Here is a 17,016-nt window from a genome sequence, read left to right as displayed (position 1 = left end):
TTCGGACCCGTCTCCAAAGCCTGCGCCGTGGCTCGGTCACTTCCCGGCCACCGGCGTGTGTTCGTCGGTGACTCTTTCGCTGCCGCCTTCGCCCAGGCCAATCCGGATGTCTTCGACGAGGTCCACGACATAGGCAGTCGACCGGTCGACATATCCGCGCGGTTGGCCGCCTGTGACCTGGTGGTCTCGGTGATGGACTCCGATCTGGTGATGAGGGCGGTCGCCGCCGGCCGTCCCGTGGCCATGGTCGACAGCCTGTTCAGCTTCTGGCGGCACGATCGCTCCCTCGACGAGATAGCGGGTCTGTGCGCCTCCGCTCCGCTGTCCGACTACGCCGGGCTGACCGCTCACTTCGGGAAACTCAGCCCGCACGAGCAGATCCTGGCCGCGCACGTACTGGCCGACCAGTCGATCCTGCAGAACTTCCCCGGAGTGCCCGAAAGGGTCCAGAAGATGGTCGCCCTGTGCGGTACCGCCTTCCACCTGACCGGGTCGATCGTCGACAGCGAGGGTCTCCACGACGCCGCGCCCGCGGCCGACGGCGAGCAGCACGACCTGGTGATCAACCTGGGCGGCTTCAAGAACTTCTTCCTGGACTTCGAGGAGAACAACGACTATCTCGAACTGATTGACGTGTGGGTGCGGGACCTGCTGACGGACTGGCACCAGCTCGACAACGTCCTGGTGTGCGGTGGCGCCTTCCGCGGACCCCGGCAGAAGTCGATCACGGTGAACGGGCGTACCGCCGAGTTCACCTGCCTCTCGCAGCGTCCGTTCCTCCGTGAAGTCGCCGCCGCCACGCAGTACATGATGACTCCGGGGCTCACGGCGCTGCACGAGGCGATGGCGCTGGGCCGGCTTCCGATGGCGCTGCCCGAGCAGCACTACGGCCATGTGGTGAACATGCGCATGCTCAAGAACACCACCTTCGCCAGGGTGGGCGCCACACTCGCCGTGCCGGGCGTGGACTACCCGCTGGTCGAGGACGACTTCGAAGGAACCCGGTGCATCGTCGCGCAGGCGCGGCGGCTGCTGGACGACAATCGTGGTCTGGAGAGGTTCCGCAGCATGATGGGCGACTCCGTCCAGAGCTTCTTCGACCTCACCGAAGCCGACCGTGCCCATGGTCTCGTCGAACTGCGCCGCACCCTTGACGGCCCGCCCGTAACCACCGTGCTCAGGAACATGAGCGAGTCCCTGTCGGGGGTCACCTGTGCTTGATCTGACCGAGACCGGTACCCGGGTCGAGGACGCGCCGGTCGCCGGCGTCCTGGACCGGGTACGGGAACAGCTCACCGACCTCGTCGCCGACCGGCACCCCGGCTCCGCCTGGACCATGCGCCACTTCGTCTCCCGGGGGGCCCGTACCGTCTCGCGCCGACTGTTCGTCGAGGTGCTCTTCGAGGACGGCCCGGCGTGGATCGCCAAGGTCCCCCTCAACCCCTCCGACTCCATGGTCGACCGGGAGTGGGACGTACTGGCCCGGCGGACCTGGACACATCCCGTGTTCGAGACACCGGTGGCCCTGGCCCGCCTGGAGCACGGCTTCGTGATGTCCTGGGTCCCGCGGGCCGACTTCCCCGACGTCCTGTCGGCCGTCGGCACGGATGCCCCGGCGCTGCTGACGCGTGCCACCGACGCGGTCGCCACGCTGCACGGGCACGGGTACCGGGCCGACGCGCGGCCGCTGGTGGAGGAGTACCTCGGCCCCCGGTTCCGCGAGCTGCCCGAATCCACCGTGGAGTCGCTGTCGCACGCCCGAACCGGCCTGTTCCACGGCGACCTCGGCCCGTGGAACCTGCGCGTCGGCGAAGGCGGTGCTCTTGGACTGATCGACTGGGAGGACTGCCGGGAAGAGGGCGTTCAGGCGGTCGACGTACTCAACCTCGCCATGACGTCGGTGCTCGCCGCCGACCCCGGCCACCAGGACCGGGAGATGGCCTCGTTGGTGGACGAGATGCTCGATCCGGCATCGCCGATGGGGGCGGCGATCATCGCCTCGCTGCGGAGGTACGCCCGGGCCACGGATCAGTGCATCCACGATGTCGGAGCACTCGTCCCCCTGTTCTGCCTGTGGATGGAGGAGCGCATACGGCGGCAGGGCCGCGCCACGGACCACCTGTTCTACTCGCCGCTGCGGGCCCGTTTCACCCAGGACGGCCGGAAGTGGATACGGGAGCTCGGACGATGAGGCGCACCGACGACCACCCCGGCCCCGGCGGGCCCGTAACCCTTGACGGCCCATACGACGTCGTCGTCGTCGGGGCCGGTCCCGCGGGCCTGTTCGCCGGCCACCGCGCGGCGGCTCTGGGCGGCAGTGTGCTGGTCATCGAGGCAGGACAGGGCATGTACGCCAGCCTGTGTCCCCGAGTCCGCGCCGCCGCCTCCGGAAGGCCGATCCGCGACCTGGAGAAGTTCCGGATGCAGTGCAAGCGCTGCACGTGCCTGACGGGAGTGGGCGGCGCGGCCTTCCACTTCGACACCAACCTCGGGTACATCAACGGCCTCACCCGGTCCAAGATCGAGCGCACCTCCGACGGCAGGACCCGCTCCTACAGCGGTCTGGAACGGGCTCTGGGCGACTTCGACCGGGCCCGCGACCTCGTCGCCTCCGTCTATGAGCAGTTCCACGCCTGGGGCCTGGCCCGCACGGCCCCGCCGGAGGTTTTGGAGCCCCCGGCGTCCGCCCCGGCCGGGCAGAGCGCGCACCGCCGTACGGTGAGTGCGGTCTTCCAGCACTCCGACGCCGCTCCCTCCCAGGAGATCACCGTCGACGAGTCGCTCACCGTGGTCGGCGCGCTCGTCGGGGAACTGCAGCAGCTGGGCGGACATCTGCTGATGGGGACCCGGGTCACCTCGGTGGAGCGCGGCGACCGGGGGCTTTTCACGGTCACCGCCGGAGAGCACCGGGTGACCAGCCGCAACGTCATCATCGGTGCGGGCAAGCTCGGACTGGAGTGGGTGCGCGGCGTGATCGGCACCCTCGGCGTCGGCCATCTCTCCCCCAGGAAGGTCGACCTCGGCGTCCGCATCGAGTCCTGGCGGAACGACCTCGCGCCGCTCACCGAGGCCTGCCACAACCCCAAACACTCCTTCCTCAACGACCGGGGGGACTCCGTGCGCACCTTCTGCGTGTGCCCGGGCGGGCGTCTGATGGCCTACGACTTCGCCGGTGGGCTGGCCCTGGACGGCCAGCACTGTCTCACCACCCCGACGACGAGGTCCAACTTCGGCGTCGTCACCAGCGTGACCGTGCCCGACGGCGTGGACGGCACCGACTTCGCGCTCGACTTCTCGCGCGCGGCCATGAAGGCGGGCGACGGCCTGCCGGTGGTCCAGCAGGTCGGTGACTTCCTGGGGGAGCCTCTCTCCGGCCCCCCCGTGCCGTGCACCCTGCTCGAGACCACCGAAACGGACCTGCGTGCCCTCCTGGGGCCGGAGCTCAGCGCAGATGTCGAGGGCATGATCACCCGGCTCAACACGCTCTCCCCCGGCATGGTCGGACCGCACGCGGTGATCGCCGCGCCGGTCGTCGAGCGGGTCTATCCGGACCTCGAGCTGACCCACGACCTGGAGAGCACCGTCCCCGGTCTGTTCTTCGTGGGAGACAGTTCGTCGAAGATCATCGGCGTCACCTACGGGGCCGTAACCGGCCGGGTGGCCGCGGAGGCGGCGATGTCCCGATGACCGCTCCGATCAGTCTCCCGGCGCCGCCGACCTCCCCGGTGCCCGGAGCACCCTGCGAGCCCGCGACCGCCCCCTGGGCGGCCGGGCTGCACGCGCTGGCCGGCCGGCACGGCCTCGCCCCGGCGCGGCTGCTCGCGGTGCTGGCCGGACTCGTGGCCCGCCGCTACGGATGCGGCTGGTCGGTCGAGACGCAGACCGAAGTGTGGTCGCCGGGCGACTGGGCCCGGGACGCATCGCTGCTCGGACTCGCCGACGGCCGGGCTGCCGACGGGGCCGTCGGCCCGGTCCGGATCCGCGTGACACCCGCCGGTGCGCCGCCCGCGGGAGCGCACCTGCACGCCGAGGTCGCGTCGGACTCCGTGACGTTCACAGCCACCGACGCGACGGTCGGCCGGGATGTGCTGACCCGTTTCCTCGCCCATGTGGGCCGGGCGCTGGCCGCGCTCGAGGCCCGGCCCGACGCGGCCGTGGCATCGGTCGACATCCTCACCGACGAGGAGGCCGCCTTCCTCGAACGCCACCAGGGCCGGGCCGTCACCTATCCCGACACCACCCTTCACCGGCTCTTCCTGGAAACGGCCGCGCGCCGACCGGATGGGATCGCCCTCGTCGACGGCGACCGGACCACCACCTACGCGCAGTTGCGGGCCGGGGCAGCGGCCGTGGCCGGGAGCCTCGCCGGGGCGGGCGTCACGCCGCGGAGCATCGTGGGGCTGGTCGGCCCCCGGTCCACCGAACTCTTCACGGGCCTGCTCGGCATCCTGATGGCGGGCTGCGCGGTCTGCTACCTCGATCCGGTCTTCCCCCCCGTGTACCGGGAGGCCGTGGCCGACCAGGCCGGACTGCGGACCGTGGTGGCCACCCGCGCCGGACGCGGTCAGGTCCCTGCCTCGGTCCGGCACGTCGTCGAGGCCCGGACCGCCGCGGCCGGTGCGCCCCCGGCGCCGGTGGACGACGGAGGGGTCGGCGCCGAGGACCCGGCGTACGTGATCTTCACCTCGGGCACCACCGGTACGCCGAGGGGGGTGGTACGCCCCCATCGGATGCACACGTCGCGGATCGCCCTGGAGCAGTCGCTGTACGCGTTCGGCGACGATGACCGTCACCTGCTCAAGTCACCCATCAGTTTCCGCGAGTTCATCTGGCCGCTGGCGAGCGGGGGCACGGCGGTCATCGCCCGGCCGGGCGGCGAGAAGGACGATCGCTACCTGCTCGAACTCCTGGCCCGGGAACGGGTGAACGTGGTGAGCTTCGTGCCGTCGATGCTCCGCATCCTCAGCTCCTCGCAGGAGTTCGCCCGGCTCGGGGACCTGCGTCACGTCTTCGTCGGCGGCGAGGCCCTCGACTCGGCGCTCGAGGCCCGGGTGCGCGCGGCGGGTCCCGCAGTGCACAACACCTACACCCTCACCGAGTACGACTACGCCACCCACCGCAGCGGGCCCCGCGAGGGCGGTACCTGCTCGATCGGCACCCCACTGGACAGCACCATCCGTCTGCTCGACCCCGACGGCCGGCGAGTCCCGCCCGGGTGCTGGGGCGAGGTGTACGCCGGAGGGCCCGGACTGGCCACGGGTTACCTGGACAACCCTGAGGAAACGGCGCGACGCTTCGTCGATGTCGACGGCCTGCGCATGTTCCGCACGGGCGATCTCGCCCGTTTTCTGCACGACGGCCACCTCGAGTACGGCGGCCGACGCGACCTCCAGGTCAAGGTCCGTGGCCTGCGCGTGGAACCGGGCGACGTCGAGTCCGTCCTGCGGGCTCTCCCGGGAGTGACGCAGGGCGCGGTCGTGGGGCAGCCCGACAAGGAGCAGGGGGCCCAGCTGGTCGCCTTCGTCCAGCCGGACCCCGGCCGGGACGTCACCGTCGCCGGTCTGCGCGAGGAGCTGGCCAGGCGGCTTCCGGCGCACTGCGTTCCGCGGCTGATCGTGCTGCTGCCGCGCCTGCCCCTGCTGCTGAGTGGCAAGATCGACCGGTCTGCCCTGAAGCCTCCCTCGGGCGGCGTTCTGGAAGGCGCCCGGCCGGTCGACGAGACGGAGGCCAGGCTCGCAGCCCTCTGGTGCTCGGTGCTGGGACTGGAGCAGGTGGGCACGGACCTGCCGTTCGTGGACGCCGGAGGCGACTCCCTGCGGGTCCTGGTGCTGAGGGCGGCGATGGAGGACGCGTTCGGCGTCGCCGTGCCGCTGAGTGAGCTCATGGGACGGGTGACGGTGCAGGAACAGGCCGACCTGATACGCGCCGCGCGGGCCCGGGGCGCCGCGGATCACGACGGGGGCGGCGACGAGGCCGTGCCCCCGCCCGATGCCGACGCCGGACGGCGCAACGCCGAGCGTGAGCAGGCCCGGCTGCGCCGTCGCGCCGCGAGGGCGAGGAGCAGGCGTGACTGAGATCGCCGTCGTGGGACTCGCGTTCGATTTTCCGGGCGCCGGTGACGAGGAAACGCTGGACGCCCTTCTCCGGTCGGGGAGCGACGCCGTCGACCGGACCCCGTCCTCACCGGAGCGGGCCCTGCCCGCGGGAGCGACCTGGGTGAGCGCATCGGCCACCCCGGTGGCGCCCTTCGACTTCGACCCCGGCCTCTACGGGATGTCGCCCCGCGAGGCACTGCTGACCGATCCTCAGCACAGGGTCTTCCTCGATCTGGCACGCCGGACGCTCGAGAGCGCCGGTGTCCGGGGCGGCCCGGGTACGGAGATCGGGGTGTACGCGGGATGCGGGACGAACAGGCACGAGCGGCTGCTGGAGCAGAGCGGGATCACCGAGGCCACCGACGGCAGCCTGCTGGAGACCGGCAACCACAAGGACTACTTCGCCTCCAAGGTCAGCTACCGGCTCGACTGCCACGGCCCCGGCGTGACGGTGCAGTCCGCCTGCTCGACCGGGCTGCTGGCCGTGCACCTGGCCGTGCAGGCGCTGGAATCCTACGAGTGCGACGCCGCCCTGGCCGGGGCGGCCGCGATCCGGGTGCCCCTGGAGCACGGCTACGTCAGTCGTCCCGGGGGCATCGGCTCCCCCAGCGGCACCTGCCGGCCGTTCTCGGCCCACTCCGACGGTACCGTGCCCGGTGACGGGGCCGGCGTGGTGCTGCTGGCGCGCTGCGAGGACGCGCGGGAGCGGGGCTGGCCGGTGCGCGCCGTGATCCGGGGAACGGCGGTCAACAACGACGGCCGCAAGGACGCCTTCTCCTCCGTCAGCAGCGCCCGGCAGCAGGCGCTGATCCGCGATGTGCTGGAGATCGCCGAGCTGGGCGCGGAGAAGATCGGTTACGTGGAGGCCCACGGTTCCGCCACCACGCTGGGCGACGCCGTGGAGTGGGACGCGCTTTCCCGCCTCTTGCCGCACTGCGGGGTCGGTTCGGTCAAGTCCCACCTGGGACACCTGCGGGAGGCAGCCGGCGTCGCGGGTCTGATCAAGTCCGTCCTCTCGGTGGAACGCGGGGTGCAGTACCCCAGCCTGCACCAGGGGCGGGCGGCCGAGTACGTGACCCGCCGCGGTCCCTTCCTGGTCACTGCTGCCAGGGCATGGGCCGACACGCCGCGGCGCGCGATGGTCAACTCCTTCGGTCTGGGCGGGACCAACGTGAGCGTCGTCCTCGAACAGGCTCCGCCGGCCCCAGACCCGACCCCAGCCCCAGCCCCGGCGCGGGAGACGGCGCAGGCCGCCGAGGGCCCCCGGGTGCTGCTGGTGTCCGCGGCCGAAGCCGGGACCTGCGCCGAGACGGCCGGCGCGATCGCCGACGTCGTCGCGGCAGGTGCGCCACTGGCCGGGGTCGCCCGCACGCTGTGCGCCGGCCGCGAGGCCCGCCGGTGGCGGCGGGCCGTGGTCGCCGCCACATCCGCGGAGGCCGTCCGCGCCCTCCGGAACATCACCGCGCGCCGGGCCACGCGGGCACCCCGCATCGGGCTGGTCTTCTCCGGGGTCGGCGACCACTACCCGGGTATGGGACACGGCCTGCGGGAGCGCGTACCGGGGTTCCGTGCCCACCACGACCAAGCGGTCGCCCGTGCGCAGAAGTTCACCGGAGTGGACCTCTCCGAACCGCTCACCGCCGCGCAGCGCCGGCCCGCCTCCGGAGGCGGGATCGACCTGCGGTCCATGCTGCGTGGAGCGGGCGCGGCGCGCACGTTCGACGGCCCCCTCGTCGCGCATGCCGCGCTCTTCACCCTCCAGATGTCGCTGCTGCACTCGCTCGAGGACGCGGGCCTGAGGCCGGCCGCGGTCTTCGGCCACAGCCTGGGACAGGTCGCCGCCGCCTACGCCGCCGGAGCCGTCGGCGAGGACGACGCCTACCGCCTCGTGATGGCGCGGGCGGAGCTGCTCTCCCGCGCGCCGGAAGGCGCGATGCTGGGAGTTCTGGCCGCGGCCGAGGAGTTGCCCGATCTGCCGCCCGCCGTGCACGTGGCCATCCGTACCTCGCCCCACTCGTGCGTGGTCGCCGGTGAGCCGGCCGGTGTCGACCTGTTCCGGAAGACGTTGGAGGACCGGGGGATCGGCCACCGGACCGTGGCCGACGGCCTGGCCCTTCATACGCCCGTCATGGACGGCCTCCGCCCGGCGGTGAGGGAGCTGGCCAGGGGGGTCGTGCGACCGCCGGAACGGCCGATCGTGGTGGACACCACGGGCACCTGGGACACCGGACAGATGGCCGATCCGGACTACTGGCCCGACCAGTTGTCCAGGACCCTTCATGTGGGCGACGGCATCCGCGCGTTGGCCGACCGCTGCGATGTCCTGGTGGAGGTCGGTCCGGGGCAGTTGCGGACCATCGCCCGTCAGATCGGGCTGGACACCAGTCTGGCGGTCGCGACGGTGCGCCGCGGCTTCGAAGACCGTGACGACGTGGCGGTTCTCCTCTCCGCCCTCGGGCGCTGCTGGGAGGCGGGCGCTCCCGTCGACTGGGAGTCGGTGTGCGACTTCACCGCCCGGCCGGTGCCTCTGCCACCCACCGCGTCCCGCCCGCGCCGTCTGATCGTTTCGGACGAGCGGATCGCGGAGGCACCGGCCGGCGTCTCCGCGCCACACGTCCCGGAGTCGGGAGAGGAGCCGGACGTGCGGCCCGGCCCTGCCGCGGCGGCGCGGGAGCCGGCTGACCGGTCCGCCGCCGGGTGGGCCGACGCGGTGGTGCGCAGGTCGTGGGCCGCGGTGCTCGGTGTCGAGCCCGCCGACGACGACCATTTCTTCGATCTCGGCGGTGACTCCCTGATGGGCCTGCGTCTGATCTCCGGTCTGGCCGAGGCCCTCGGTCGTCCGGTGCCGTCCGCGGTCGTCTTCCACCGGGCACGGCTGGGGGACATGGTGGCCTCGATCGAGTACTGGATGCGCACGGGCGAGGTTCCGCAGGAGTCGCGCGAAGGATCGGAGGAGGCCACATGACCTCGTGGACGCAACAGCCCGTAGGCGTCGTGGGCGCGGGCACCATCGGCGTGAGCGTGGCACACGCCCTCGCCCGGTCGGGCACACCGGTCGTCATCCATGACATCGCCCCGGCCGCCCTGGCCCGGGTGCACGACGCGATCGCGGACCTCGAGCGACTCGCCACCCTGCGTCGCGGCAGGCGGGCACTCGCGGACGTCTCGGTGACCGGGGACCTCGCCGACCTGGCCGGGGTCTCGCTGGTCGTGGAGAACGTCGTGGAGGATCCCGCCACCAAGGTCGAGGTGCACACCGCGCTCGGCCGGGTGCTTCCCTCGTCGACCGTGGTGGCCGTCAACACGTCCGCCGTGCCGATCGAGACCCTCGGCACGGCACTCGGCGACCCGCGCCGGGCCGTCGGGGTGCACTTCATGAATCCGGTGGCGCTCATCGACACCGTCGAGGTGGTCGGCACACCCTCCAGTGGCGAGGAGCAACTCTCCACGGTGACGGGCCTGTTGCGGCACATGGGCAAGAGACCGGTGGTGGTCGCGGACCGGGCCGGTTTCGTCATCAACCGCAGCCTGATGCTCTTCGTCAACGAGGCCATCGCGACGTTGGACGACGGAGTCGCGGACGCGCGGAAGGTCGACCAGTTGTTCCGGGGGTGCCTGGGCCACCGGTCCGGCCCCCTGCAGACCGCCGACCTGATCGGTCTCGACACCGTACGCGACACCCTGCTCGTGCTGCGTGAACACCACGGGGAGAAGTTCGCCCCCGCGCCGCTGCTGGAGCGGATGGTGGCGGAAGGGCGCCTCGGCCGCAAGAGCGGCTCCGGGTTCTACGACTACTCCAGGCCAGGAGGCAGCCATGCATGACGCTCCCGCACAACCCGACGTCCGCGCCGACGTGCTCGGCTTTCTCAGCCGCTACGCCGACTCCGTCGACGACATCGGCTCCGACGAGCCGCTCATCAGCAGCGGGATGTTCGACTCGATGGTCGCCGTGCAGCTCATCGACATGATCCAGCGCGAGTACGGGATCGAGGTCGCGGACGAGGACCTGGACATCGCGAACTTCGACACCCTGGACGGCATCCAGCGCTTCGTCGAGAACAAGCGTGGGAAGCGGCTGCCATGACGGACGGTCGTCTGGGCGCGTTGTCGGGCCTACTGCGCGCCCGCGCGGACGAGCTCGCCGCGTGGGACGCCGCGGGGGGCGTGCCGCGCGAATTCGTCAACGCGCTCGCCTCGACGGGCGTCCTGGGCGCCATGCTCGGGCCGGAGGCGGGCGGAACGGCCTGGACGGTCCCCGAGTACGTGGAGGCCTGCAGGCGGTTGGCCGGCCACTCCCCTTCGGCCCAGACACTGCTGACCGCGCATGCCATGGTCTGCCGGGCGGTGGACCGCTGGGGTTCGGCGTCCTTGCGCAAGCATCTCGGGCCGCTGGCCCGGGGGGAGGCGCTGGGGGCTTTCGCGCTCACCGACGACTCCGCCGGCAGCGATGCCCGCTCTCTTGGCACTTCGGCCGTGGAACAGGCCGGTGGGTGGCGTCTGGAGGGCACCAAGCGGTGGGTGTGCTTCGGCTGGTACGCCTCCCACCTGCTGGTGTTCGCCAGGGCCGAGCAGGGTGACGTCGCCTTCGTGGTACTCGCCTCCGACCCCGGGGTGCGGATCGAACCGGAGGAGCCCGTGCGCGGGCTGGCCACGTCACACCTGGCGAAGGTGCACATGGAAGGAGTCTTGGTCCCGGCCGACCGGATGGTCGCGCGACCCGGGTTCGCGGTCTCCCAGGTGGCGACCCGGACGCTGCGCCTGGGCCGGCTGTGCGTGGCGGCAGGTGCCCTGGGCGTCGCCGAGTGGTGCCGCGACGTCCTGATGGAGCGCGCCACGACCCGGCAGCAGTTCGGCGGTCCGCTGAGCGACCTCGGCGGTGTGCGGTCGATGATCGCGGAGGCGACGCTCGCGTCCCTGTCGGCACTGCACTGTGTGCGGGACGCGGCCGAGGCGATGGAGCACGACGACCCGGAGGTGGAGCGGCTGGTGATCGCGGCGAAGCTCACCGCGACGGCGGCGGCCACCACCGCCGCGCGTGCGGCGGCCCAGGTCCACGGCGCCCGGGGTCTGCTGGCCGACTCCACCGTCGACCGCCGGGTCCAGGACGCGCGGGCCATGGAGATCATCGAGGGCAGCACCGAACTCCTGAGGGACGCCTTCGTGACGCAGGGCCTTGCCGAATGGCGGCAGCGCCGACGGGGGCGGGCCGTGCCCCGGGGCGGTCGCCGGAGCCGGACGGGAGGAGCAGCGTGAGCCGGTCACCGGCCGCACCCCAGGTGAAGGTGGTCGTGTGGGATCTCGACAACACCCTGTGGGACGGTGCGCTGGTCGAGGGCGCGGACGGAACACCGCGGCCGTCCGCGGTGCGGGTCGTCCACGACCTCGACCGGCGGGGAGTGCTGCAGTCGGTGGCGAGCAAGAACGACGCCGACGTGGCCGTGCCTGTCCTGGAGGCCGCCGGGCTCGCCGACTTCTTCCTGTACCCGGAGATCTCGTGGGGGCCGAAGTCCGATGCGGTGGAACGCATCGCGGCCGCCCTGAACGTCGCGACCGACACGGTGCTGTTCGTCGACGACGATCCCTTCGAGCGCGCCGAAGTGGCCTCACGCCACCCCGAGGTGCGGTGTGTGGACAGCAGCGACATCGACCTCCTGCTCACCCGGGACGACATCCCGGCGGCGGGGTCTGTCCCGGCCGGCTCCGCCTCACGCCGCGAGCTCTACCGGCGCGAGGAACGGCGCCGGGCACGCGAGACGACGTTCACCGGTACCAAGGGTGAGTTCCTCGCCTCGCTGAACCTCCGGCTGGCCATCCGGGACGCGCGCCCCCAGGATCTCGCGCGCGCAGCGGAACTCACCGCGCGCACCAACCAGCTCAACACCACGGGTCTGGCCTTCGAACAGCGGGAACTCTCCGCGCTGATCACGGACCCCGAGCACTCGGTACTCGTCCTCGAACTGGAGGATGAATTCGGCGACTACGGGATGATCGGCGTGGTGGTCGTCCGCGTCACCGACCACGAGATGCGGCTGCGCCTGTTCCTGCTCTCCTGCCGTGTGATGGGCCGCAACCTGGTGCCCGCGATCGTGGCCGAACTCGCCGAAGCGGCCTCCAGCCGGGGTGTCGCGCTCACCGCCGACTTCGTCGGCACCCCGGTCAACCGCCCGATGTACGTCACCTATCGATTCGCGGGATTCCGCGAGCAGGGTGAGCGGAACGGCGTCAAGAACCTGGTCCTGGCCGATCCACCGTCCGCGGCGGCCACCGCGCACGTGCGGATCACCGACCGACCCGCCACCCTCGGCACGACGAAAGGCAGCCGCAAGTGAGGGCATTCACCGACCGCTGGATAGAGAACTTCTCCGGCAAGTACGACGACGAGACGCTGGGAGAGATAACCTGGGTCACCGGTGCCGTGAGCCCGCCGGTCGCCGAACTGGTCACCTCGCTGACCGTCGGCCCCGGGGCACGCGTCATCGATCTCGGATGCGGCGCCGGGGTCCAGTCGGTGTTCTTCGCCCAGCACGGCTGCCACGTCACCGGCGTCGACAACGCTCCCCGGGCCCTGCACGCCGCCCGGGCCCTGGCGGGCTTCTACGGGATCGAGGTCGACTGGGTCGAGGCCGACATCCTGGAGACCGGACTGCCGGACGGCGAGGCGGACCTCGTACACGACTCCTTCATCTTCCACAACATCCGCCCCGAGGCCCGGGAGGCCTACGCGGCCGAGGCCGCGCGCCTGCTGAAGCCCGGGGGCCGGATGGCGGTCGTCGGTTTCTCGGACCGCATGGTGCCCGGTACCGGACCGATCCGGCTGACCTCCGACGACATCCTGTCGACGTTCCTGCCGCTGTTCACCGTCGAGGAGTTGCGCCGGTTCCGCAACTTCCCCACGGCCAAGAAGCCGGACCAGTGGCACTGGTTCGCTCTGCTGACCCGGCGGTGAGGGCCATGGACGACAACAGGAGCGGACGACGGTTCGAAGGAGCCCGTGTCGTCGTCACCGGCGGCGGCCGGGGCATCGGCCGAGAGGTGGCGCTGGCCTTCGCCCGCGAGGGCGCCAGGTCCGTGACGGTCGCCGCCCGTACGTCGGCCCAGGTGGAGGCCGTGCGGGCGGAGCTTCTGGCACTGGGTGCCGACGCCCGTGCCCATGTGCTCGACGTCGGCGACGAGGACGCCGCGCGCGCGGTGGTCGAGGATGTCCTCGCCGAACTGGGCGGCATCGACGTCCTCGTCAACGCGGCGGGGGTCTTCGACCTCGGCGAGACGATCTCCTTCGAGGCGGAGCGGACGCGCCGGCTGATGGAGACCAACGCTTTGGGCACGATGACGATGTCGCGCCTCGTCGCACCGTCGATGATGGCCGAAGGACGGGGCAAGATCGTCAACTTCACCTCGCTGCTGTCCCACACGGCCTTCCCCGGGCGCGCCGCCTATGCGGCGAGCAAGGCAGCGGTGCTGGCCCTGACCCGCTCCCTGGCGCTCGAGTGGGCCCGTCACGGAATCAACGTCAATGCCGTGACACCCGGAATGATCCAGATCGAGACCCCGCATCCGGCCATCGAGAGCGGCCGGCTCACCCACGAGGACATCGTGGGGCGGATTCCCGCCGGACGGCGCGGACACCCCCGGGACGTCGTCGGCGCCGTGCTCTTCCTGGCGGGCCCCGACAGCGACTACGTGCACGGGCACGCGCTCGTGGTCGACGGCGGCTGGCTGGTGAACGGATACGTGTCATGACCCTCCCCCGACGGCACGGCCTGCTCGGATGCGGGCGGGTGGCCGACAACCACGCCGACGCGGTGCGGGCCCTGGGCCCCGGCTGGGAACTCGCCGTTGCGTGCGACCTACGGCCGGAGCGCGCCGCGGACCTCGCCGCGCGGCACGGCATCGCCGAGGTGGAGTCGTCGGCGCAGGCCCTGCTGCGCCGGCGCGACCTGACCTCGGTGTCCGTCCTCACCGAACACGCCGCCCACCCCCATTGGGTGGAGGCCGCGCTGTTCGCGGGCAAGCACGTGCTCGTGGAGAAACCGCTGGCTTTCACCGCGGACCGGGCGCGGGAACTGGTGAAGCTGGCCGCGGACTCGGGCCTCGTCCTGGCGACGGTGTCCCAGCACCTGTACGACCCGGTCGTCAGGCTGGTCCGCGGTTGGCTGGACGAGGGCCTGCTCGGTGATCTCGTTCTGGTGCGCGGTTGTCTGGAGGCGTCGCGGCCAGCCGAGTACTACACGTCGAGCTACTGGCACGGTACCTGGGCCCTTGAGGGCGGGTCGGCACTGATCAACCAGGGCTACCACTGCCTGGACGTCGTCCGCAGTCTGGTCGGCCCGCTGAGCGTGGACTCCGCCCGTGCCGTCACCCCGCCGGCGGGAGGCCCTCACGAAACCGAGGCGACCGTCGCCGCGCTGCTCAGCGCCGGCGGGCTGCCCGTTGTCTTCTCGGCCACCACCGGCAGTTCGACCCGTTGGCGCACACGGATCGAACTGGTGGGTTCGCGCGGTACGGTCGAGTTCGACATCGACCACCCCGCCCGGCTGCACCGGGTCTCCGGTGACGCGGCCCTGACGGCAACGGCCGGGACGGCCGCCGCCGTCCTGGAGGAGGCATCCTCGCCCACCCCCGGCATCGACTACTACGGCATCTCCCACCGGCGGCAGGTCGCCGACTTCGCGGAAGCCGTGGAGCACGGTCGGCCGACCGTCGTGCCGCCCGAGGACGGTGTGGAGATGGCGGCCCTGCTGGACGCCGTCTACCGTGCGGCGGGCCTGCCCCGTCCTGACGGAGCGTCCGATGGGTGAGGTGGTCGCGGCGGCCGGGATGCCCCACACGCCTGTCTTCCCCCAGGTCGCGATGGACGCCCCGAGGGGGCCCGTGGCGAGGCGGTACGGCGTGCTCCGAGACCTCGTCGAGGGGGCGCGGCCGGACGCCCTGCTCATCGTGAGCGGGGACCACTTCACGACCTACGGTCTCGACGCGGTTCCCACTCTGGCCGTGCACGTTGGGGACCTGACGGGCCCCGCCGACGCGGTGCCGGGCCTGCCGTCCGGACCGATGGCCGGTGCCGGGGAGCTGTCCCGGCACATCCACCGGCACCTGGTGTCCCGGGACTTCGACCCGGCGGTGAGCATCGGGGCGCAGGTCGACCACGGGATCGCCGTGCCCCGGTGGTTCCTCGACCCGGCGGGCCGGATACCCGTCGTCGCCGTCCACGTCAACACGCTGCTCGCCCCGCTGCCGTCCCCACGCCGGTGCGTGCGGCTGGGCGAGGAGATCCGAAGCGCCATCCGGACTTCCGGTGCGGGACGCGTCGCGGTGATCGCCAGCGGCAGCTTCTCCCTCGAAGTGGGCGGGCCCGCACTCGGACACGACCGTCTGTGGGCGGTGCCCGACCCGGGCTGGGCGGCCACGGTGGTGGACCACCTGACCGCGGCGACCACGGACGAGCTGACCGCCGCCATCACCCCCGAGGTACTCGGCGGGGCGGGGACGGTGGCCGGCGAGGTGCTGGCCTGGCTGGTCGTCCGCGGGGCCACCAGCCATCTGCGGCTGGCGTCCATGTCCTACTACCAGGGGGAGGGGCATGCCTTCGCGGGCTGGAATCACTGACGTCGGCGTCGTGGCCGGGGCGGTGGGCCTCAACCGGATCTGCTTGCGCGTGGGAACCGATCCCGGCTTCGCGCGGCGGCTGCGCGCCGATCCGGTCACCGCGCTGCGGGACGTTCCGTTGCCCGCCGATCACCGCCGGGCCCTGCTGGCGGGGGACGTCCGCAGACTCTACGAGATCGGCGTCCATCCGGTTCTCCTGGTCCGGCTGGCCACGGCCGGGGTGTTCGGGGTCGACGAGGAAAGCTATCCGCGGCTCATCCAGGGTGCCGTGCGGCCGTGCGGGGACGACGGGTCGTGAGCATCTGAGCGGCTTCCCCCGGGTAGTGCGGCCCGGTTCCGGCGGGGCGGCGGGCGTCCCCCCGCCGGAACCGGCTCATCCCCAGACCGGGATCCGCCACTCGGGGTGAAACGGCCGTGCGCCGTCGGCCGTCCGGGCCTTCCCGCGCACCGCGTCGTGGTAGAGCCCGGCGATCCGGGCCGTGACGGGGCCGACCGTGCCCTGCCCCACCGGCCGGCCGTCCACCTCGACGATCGGCAGCACCTCCGCCGCCGTGCCGATGAACAGGACCTCCTCGGCCTGCAGCAGCTCGGCACGGCCGATCGCCCGTACCTCGGTCGGCACGCCCGACTCGCGACACAGCTGGAGGACGGTGGCGCGGGTGATCCCGTCGAGCACCCCGGAAGCCAGCCAGGGTGTGACGAGAACTCCGTCGCGTACGATCGCCAGATTCGCCCCCGAGCTCTCCGTCAGGTGCCCCTCCTGATTGACGAAGATCGGCCAGTCGGCCCCGCGGGCCCTCGCCTCGTTGGTTCCGAGGCGGCCGTTGTGGTAATTCGAGAAGGCCTTGAGCTGCGGAGGCATCGCATTGGCCCCGAAACGGGTCCAGGAGGAGACCGCGGCCTTCGCGGTGGTGTCGGTGCCCAGCTTGGACCGGAAGGGCCAGACATCGATGATGATCTCCACCTCGGTGCCGGCCGGCACCATCTGCTCGCGGTGCACCCCGGCGGCGAAGCACCACGGCCTGATGTAGGTGTCCTCGTGGCGGTCGTTGCGGCGGCAGAGCTCGAGCGTGGCCTCGACCAGTTCCTCCAGCGACCACGGGGACACCAGATCGGCCCAGGAGATGGAGTTGAGCATCCGCCGCAGGTGGTCATGCAGCCGGAACACCGCAAGGCCGCCGTCCGCCCCGCGATAGGCGTGAACGCCCTCGAAGGATGCGGACACCGAGGCGTGACCGACCGAGCTGGCATGCACCGTCGCCCGGTCCCACGGTACGAACGTCCCGCTTCGCCACACCGGGTGGTCAGGCGGCAT

The 17,016-nt window shown here is 71.9% G+C and carries 15 protein-coding genes; 14 read left to right on the top strand and 1 reads right to left on the bottom strand.

Annotated elements, in window-relative coordinates:
* Positions 1-57 precede the first annotated feature (57 nt).
* The 14 genes from QPK52_RS26135 to QPK52_RS26070 are packed head-to-tail and all read left to right on the top strand — an operon-like array spanning position 58 to position 15,999.
* Positions 58-1,221, top strand: a complete 1,164-nt coding sequence (locus QPK52_RS26135) for a hypothetical protein (RefSeq protein ID WP_410539971.1) — start codon at positions 58-60, stop codon at positions 1,219-1,221.
* A complete protein-coding gene (locus tag QPK52_RS26130; protein ID WP_410539969.1) occupies positions 1,214-2,191 on the top strand; it encodes a phosphotransferase in 978 nt (325 codons plus the stop codon). The genes QPK52_RS26135 and QPK52_RS26130 overlap by 8 nt, the downstream gene beginning before the upstream one ends.
* Positions 2,188-3,687 (top strand): FAD-dependent protein, encoded by a 1,500-nt coding sequence (locus tag QPK52_RS26125; protein ID WP_410539968.1) that lies wholly within the window; start codon positions 2,188-2,190, stop codon positions 3,685-3,687. Before QPK52_RS26130 ends, QPK52_RS26125 begins: the two co-directional genes overlap by 4 nt.
* The gene (locus QPK52_RS26120; RefSeq protein WP_410539966.1) at positions 3,684-6,074 is read left to right on the top strand and encodes a non-ribosomal peptide synthetase; all 2,391 of its coding nucleotides are present in this window, start codon (positions 3,684-3,686) and stop codon (positions 6,072-6,074) included. Before QPK52_RS26125 ends, QPK52_RS26120 begins: the two co-directional genes overlap by 4 nt.
* Positions 6,067-9,060, top strand: coding sequence for a beta-ketoacyl synthase N-terminal-like domain-containing protein (locus tag QPK52_RS26115; RefSeq protein ID WP_410539965.1), 2,994 nt, complete (start codon positions 6,067-6,069; stop codon positions 9,058-9,060). The genes QPK52_RS26120 and QPK52_RS26115 overlap by 8 nt, the downstream gene beginning before the upstream one ends.
* The gene (locus tag QPK52_RS26110) at positions 9,057-9,917 is read left to right on the top strand and encodes a 3-hydroxyacyl-CoA dehydrogenase family protein (protein WP_410539964.1); all 861 of its coding nucleotides are present in this window, start codon (positions 9,057-9,059) and stop codon (positions 9,915-9,917) included. The genes QPK52_RS26115 and QPK52_RS26110 overlap by 4 nt, the downstream gene beginning before the upstream one ends.
* A complete protein-coding gene (locus tag QPK52_RS26105) occupies positions 9,910-10,179 on the top strand; it encodes an acyl carrier protein (RefSeq protein WP_410539962.1) in 270 nt (89 codons plus the stop codon). Before QPK52_RS26110 ends, QPK52_RS26105 begins: the two co-directional genes overlap by 8 nt.
* Positions 10,176-11,348, top strand: a complete 1,173-nt coding sequence (locus tag QPK52_RS26100) for an acyl-CoA dehydrogenase family protein (protein WP_410539961.1) — start codon at positions 10,176-10,178, stop codon at positions 11,346-11,348. Before QPK52_RS26105 ends, QPK52_RS26100 begins: the two co-directional genes overlap by 4 nt.
* Positions 11,345-12,424: an HAD-IIIC family phosphatase gene (locus QPK52_RS26095; protein WP_410539959.1), complete on the top strand. Its 1,080-nt coding sequence runs from the start codon at positions 11,345-11,347 to the stop codon at positions 12,422-12,424. Before QPK52_RS26100 ends, QPK52_RS26095 begins: the two co-directional genes overlap by 4 nt.
* Positions 12,421-13,041: a class I SAM-dependent methyltransferase gene (locus QPK52_RS26090; RefSeq protein ID WP_410539958.1), complete on the top strand. Its 621-nt coding sequence runs from the start codon at positions 12,421-12,423 to the stop codon at positions 13,039-13,041. The genes QPK52_RS26095 and QPK52_RS26090 overlap by 4 nt, the downstream gene beginning before the upstream one ends.
* Before the next feature lie 5 nt (positions 13,042-13,046).
* Positions 13,047-13,835 carry an SDR family NAD(P)-dependent oxidoreductase gene (locus QPK52_RS26085; protein ID WP_410539957.1) on the top strand — a complete coding sequence of 263 codons (789 nt, stop codon included), beginning with the start codon at positions 13,047-13,049 and terminating at the stop codon, positions 13,833-13,835.
* Positions 13,832-14,893, top strand: a complete 1,062-nt coding sequence (locus QPK52_RS26080) for a Gfo/Idh/MocA family protein (RefSeq protein ID WP_410539956.1) — start codon at positions 13,832-13,834, stop codon at positions 14,891-14,893. Before QPK52_RS26085 ends, QPK52_RS26080 begins: the two co-directional genes overlap by 4 nt.
* Positions 14,886-15,701: a hypothetical protein gene (locus QPK52_RS26075; protein ID WP_410539955.1), complete on the top strand. Its 816-nt coding sequence runs from the start codon at positions 14,886-14,888 to the stop codon at positions 15,699-15,701. The genes QPK52_RS26080 and QPK52_RS26075 overlap by 8 nt, the downstream gene beginning before the upstream one ends.
* A 10-nt stretch (positions 15,702-15,711) precedes the next feature.
* Entirely contained in the window at positions 15,712-15,999 is a 288-nt protein-coding gene (locus tag QPK52_RS26070; protein ID WP_410539954.1) for a hypothetical protein, read from the top strand.
* Positions 16,000-16,074: 75 nt separating this feature from the next.
* On the opposite strand, the gene QPK52_RS26065 is transcribed toward QPK52_RS26070, so the two are convergent.
* The gene (locus QPK52_RS26065) at positions 16,075-17,016 is read right to left on the bottom strand and encodes an aminotransferase class IV (protein WP_410539953.1); all 942 of its coding nucleotides are present in this window, start codon (positions 17,014-17,016) and stop codon (positions 16,075-16,077) included.

This window comes from Streptomyces sp. KL2, assembly GCF_046529545.1.
GTDB classification, from domain to species: domain Bacteria; phylum Actinomycetota; class Actinomycetes; order Streptomycetales; family Streptomycetaceae; genus Streptomyces; species Streptomyces radiopugnans.
This window is presented reverse-complemented; position numbering and strand designations above follow the sequence as displayed.

Excerpts from the sequence above, each read along its gene's own strand:
- QPK52_RS26080 (WP_410539956.1), top strand. The coding sequence starts at position 13,832 with ATGACCCTCCCCCGACGGCACGGCCTGCTCGGATGCGGGCGGGTGGCC.
- QPK52_RS26105 (WP_410539962.1), top strand. The coding sequence starts at position 9,910 with ATGCATGACGCTCCCGCACAACCCGACGTCCGCGCCGACGTGCTCGGC.
- QPK52_RS26075 (WP_410539955.1), top strand. The coding sequence starts at position 14,886 with ATGGGTGAGGTGGTCGCGGCGGCCGGGATGCCCCACACGCCTGTCTTC.
- QPK52_RS26085 (WP_410539957.1), top strand. The coding sequence starts at position 13,047 with ATGGACGACAACAGGAGCGGACGACGGTTCGAAGGAGCCCGTGTCGTC.
- QPK52_RS26100 (WP_410539961.1), top strand. The coding sequence starts at position 10,176 with ATGACGGACGGTCGTCTGGGCGCGTTGTCGGGCCTACTGCGCGCCCGC.
- QPK52_RS26110 (WP_410539964.1), top strand. The coding sequence starts at position 9,057 with ATGACCTCGTGGACGCAACAGCCCGTAGGCGTCGTGGGCGCGGGCACC.
- QPK52_RS26125 (WP_410539968.1), top strand. The coding sequence starts at position 2,188 with ATGAGGCGCACCGACGACCACCCCGGCCCCGGCGGGCCCGTAACCCTT.
- QPK52_RS26065 (WP_410539953.1), bottom strand. The coding sequence starts at position 17,016 with ATGCCGCCTGACCACCCGGTGTGGCGAAGCGGGACGTTCGTACCGTGG.
- QPK52_RS26120 (WP_410539966.1), top strand. The coding sequence starts at position 3,684 with ATGACCGCTCCGATCAGTCTCCCGGCGCCGCCGACCTCCCCGGTGCCC.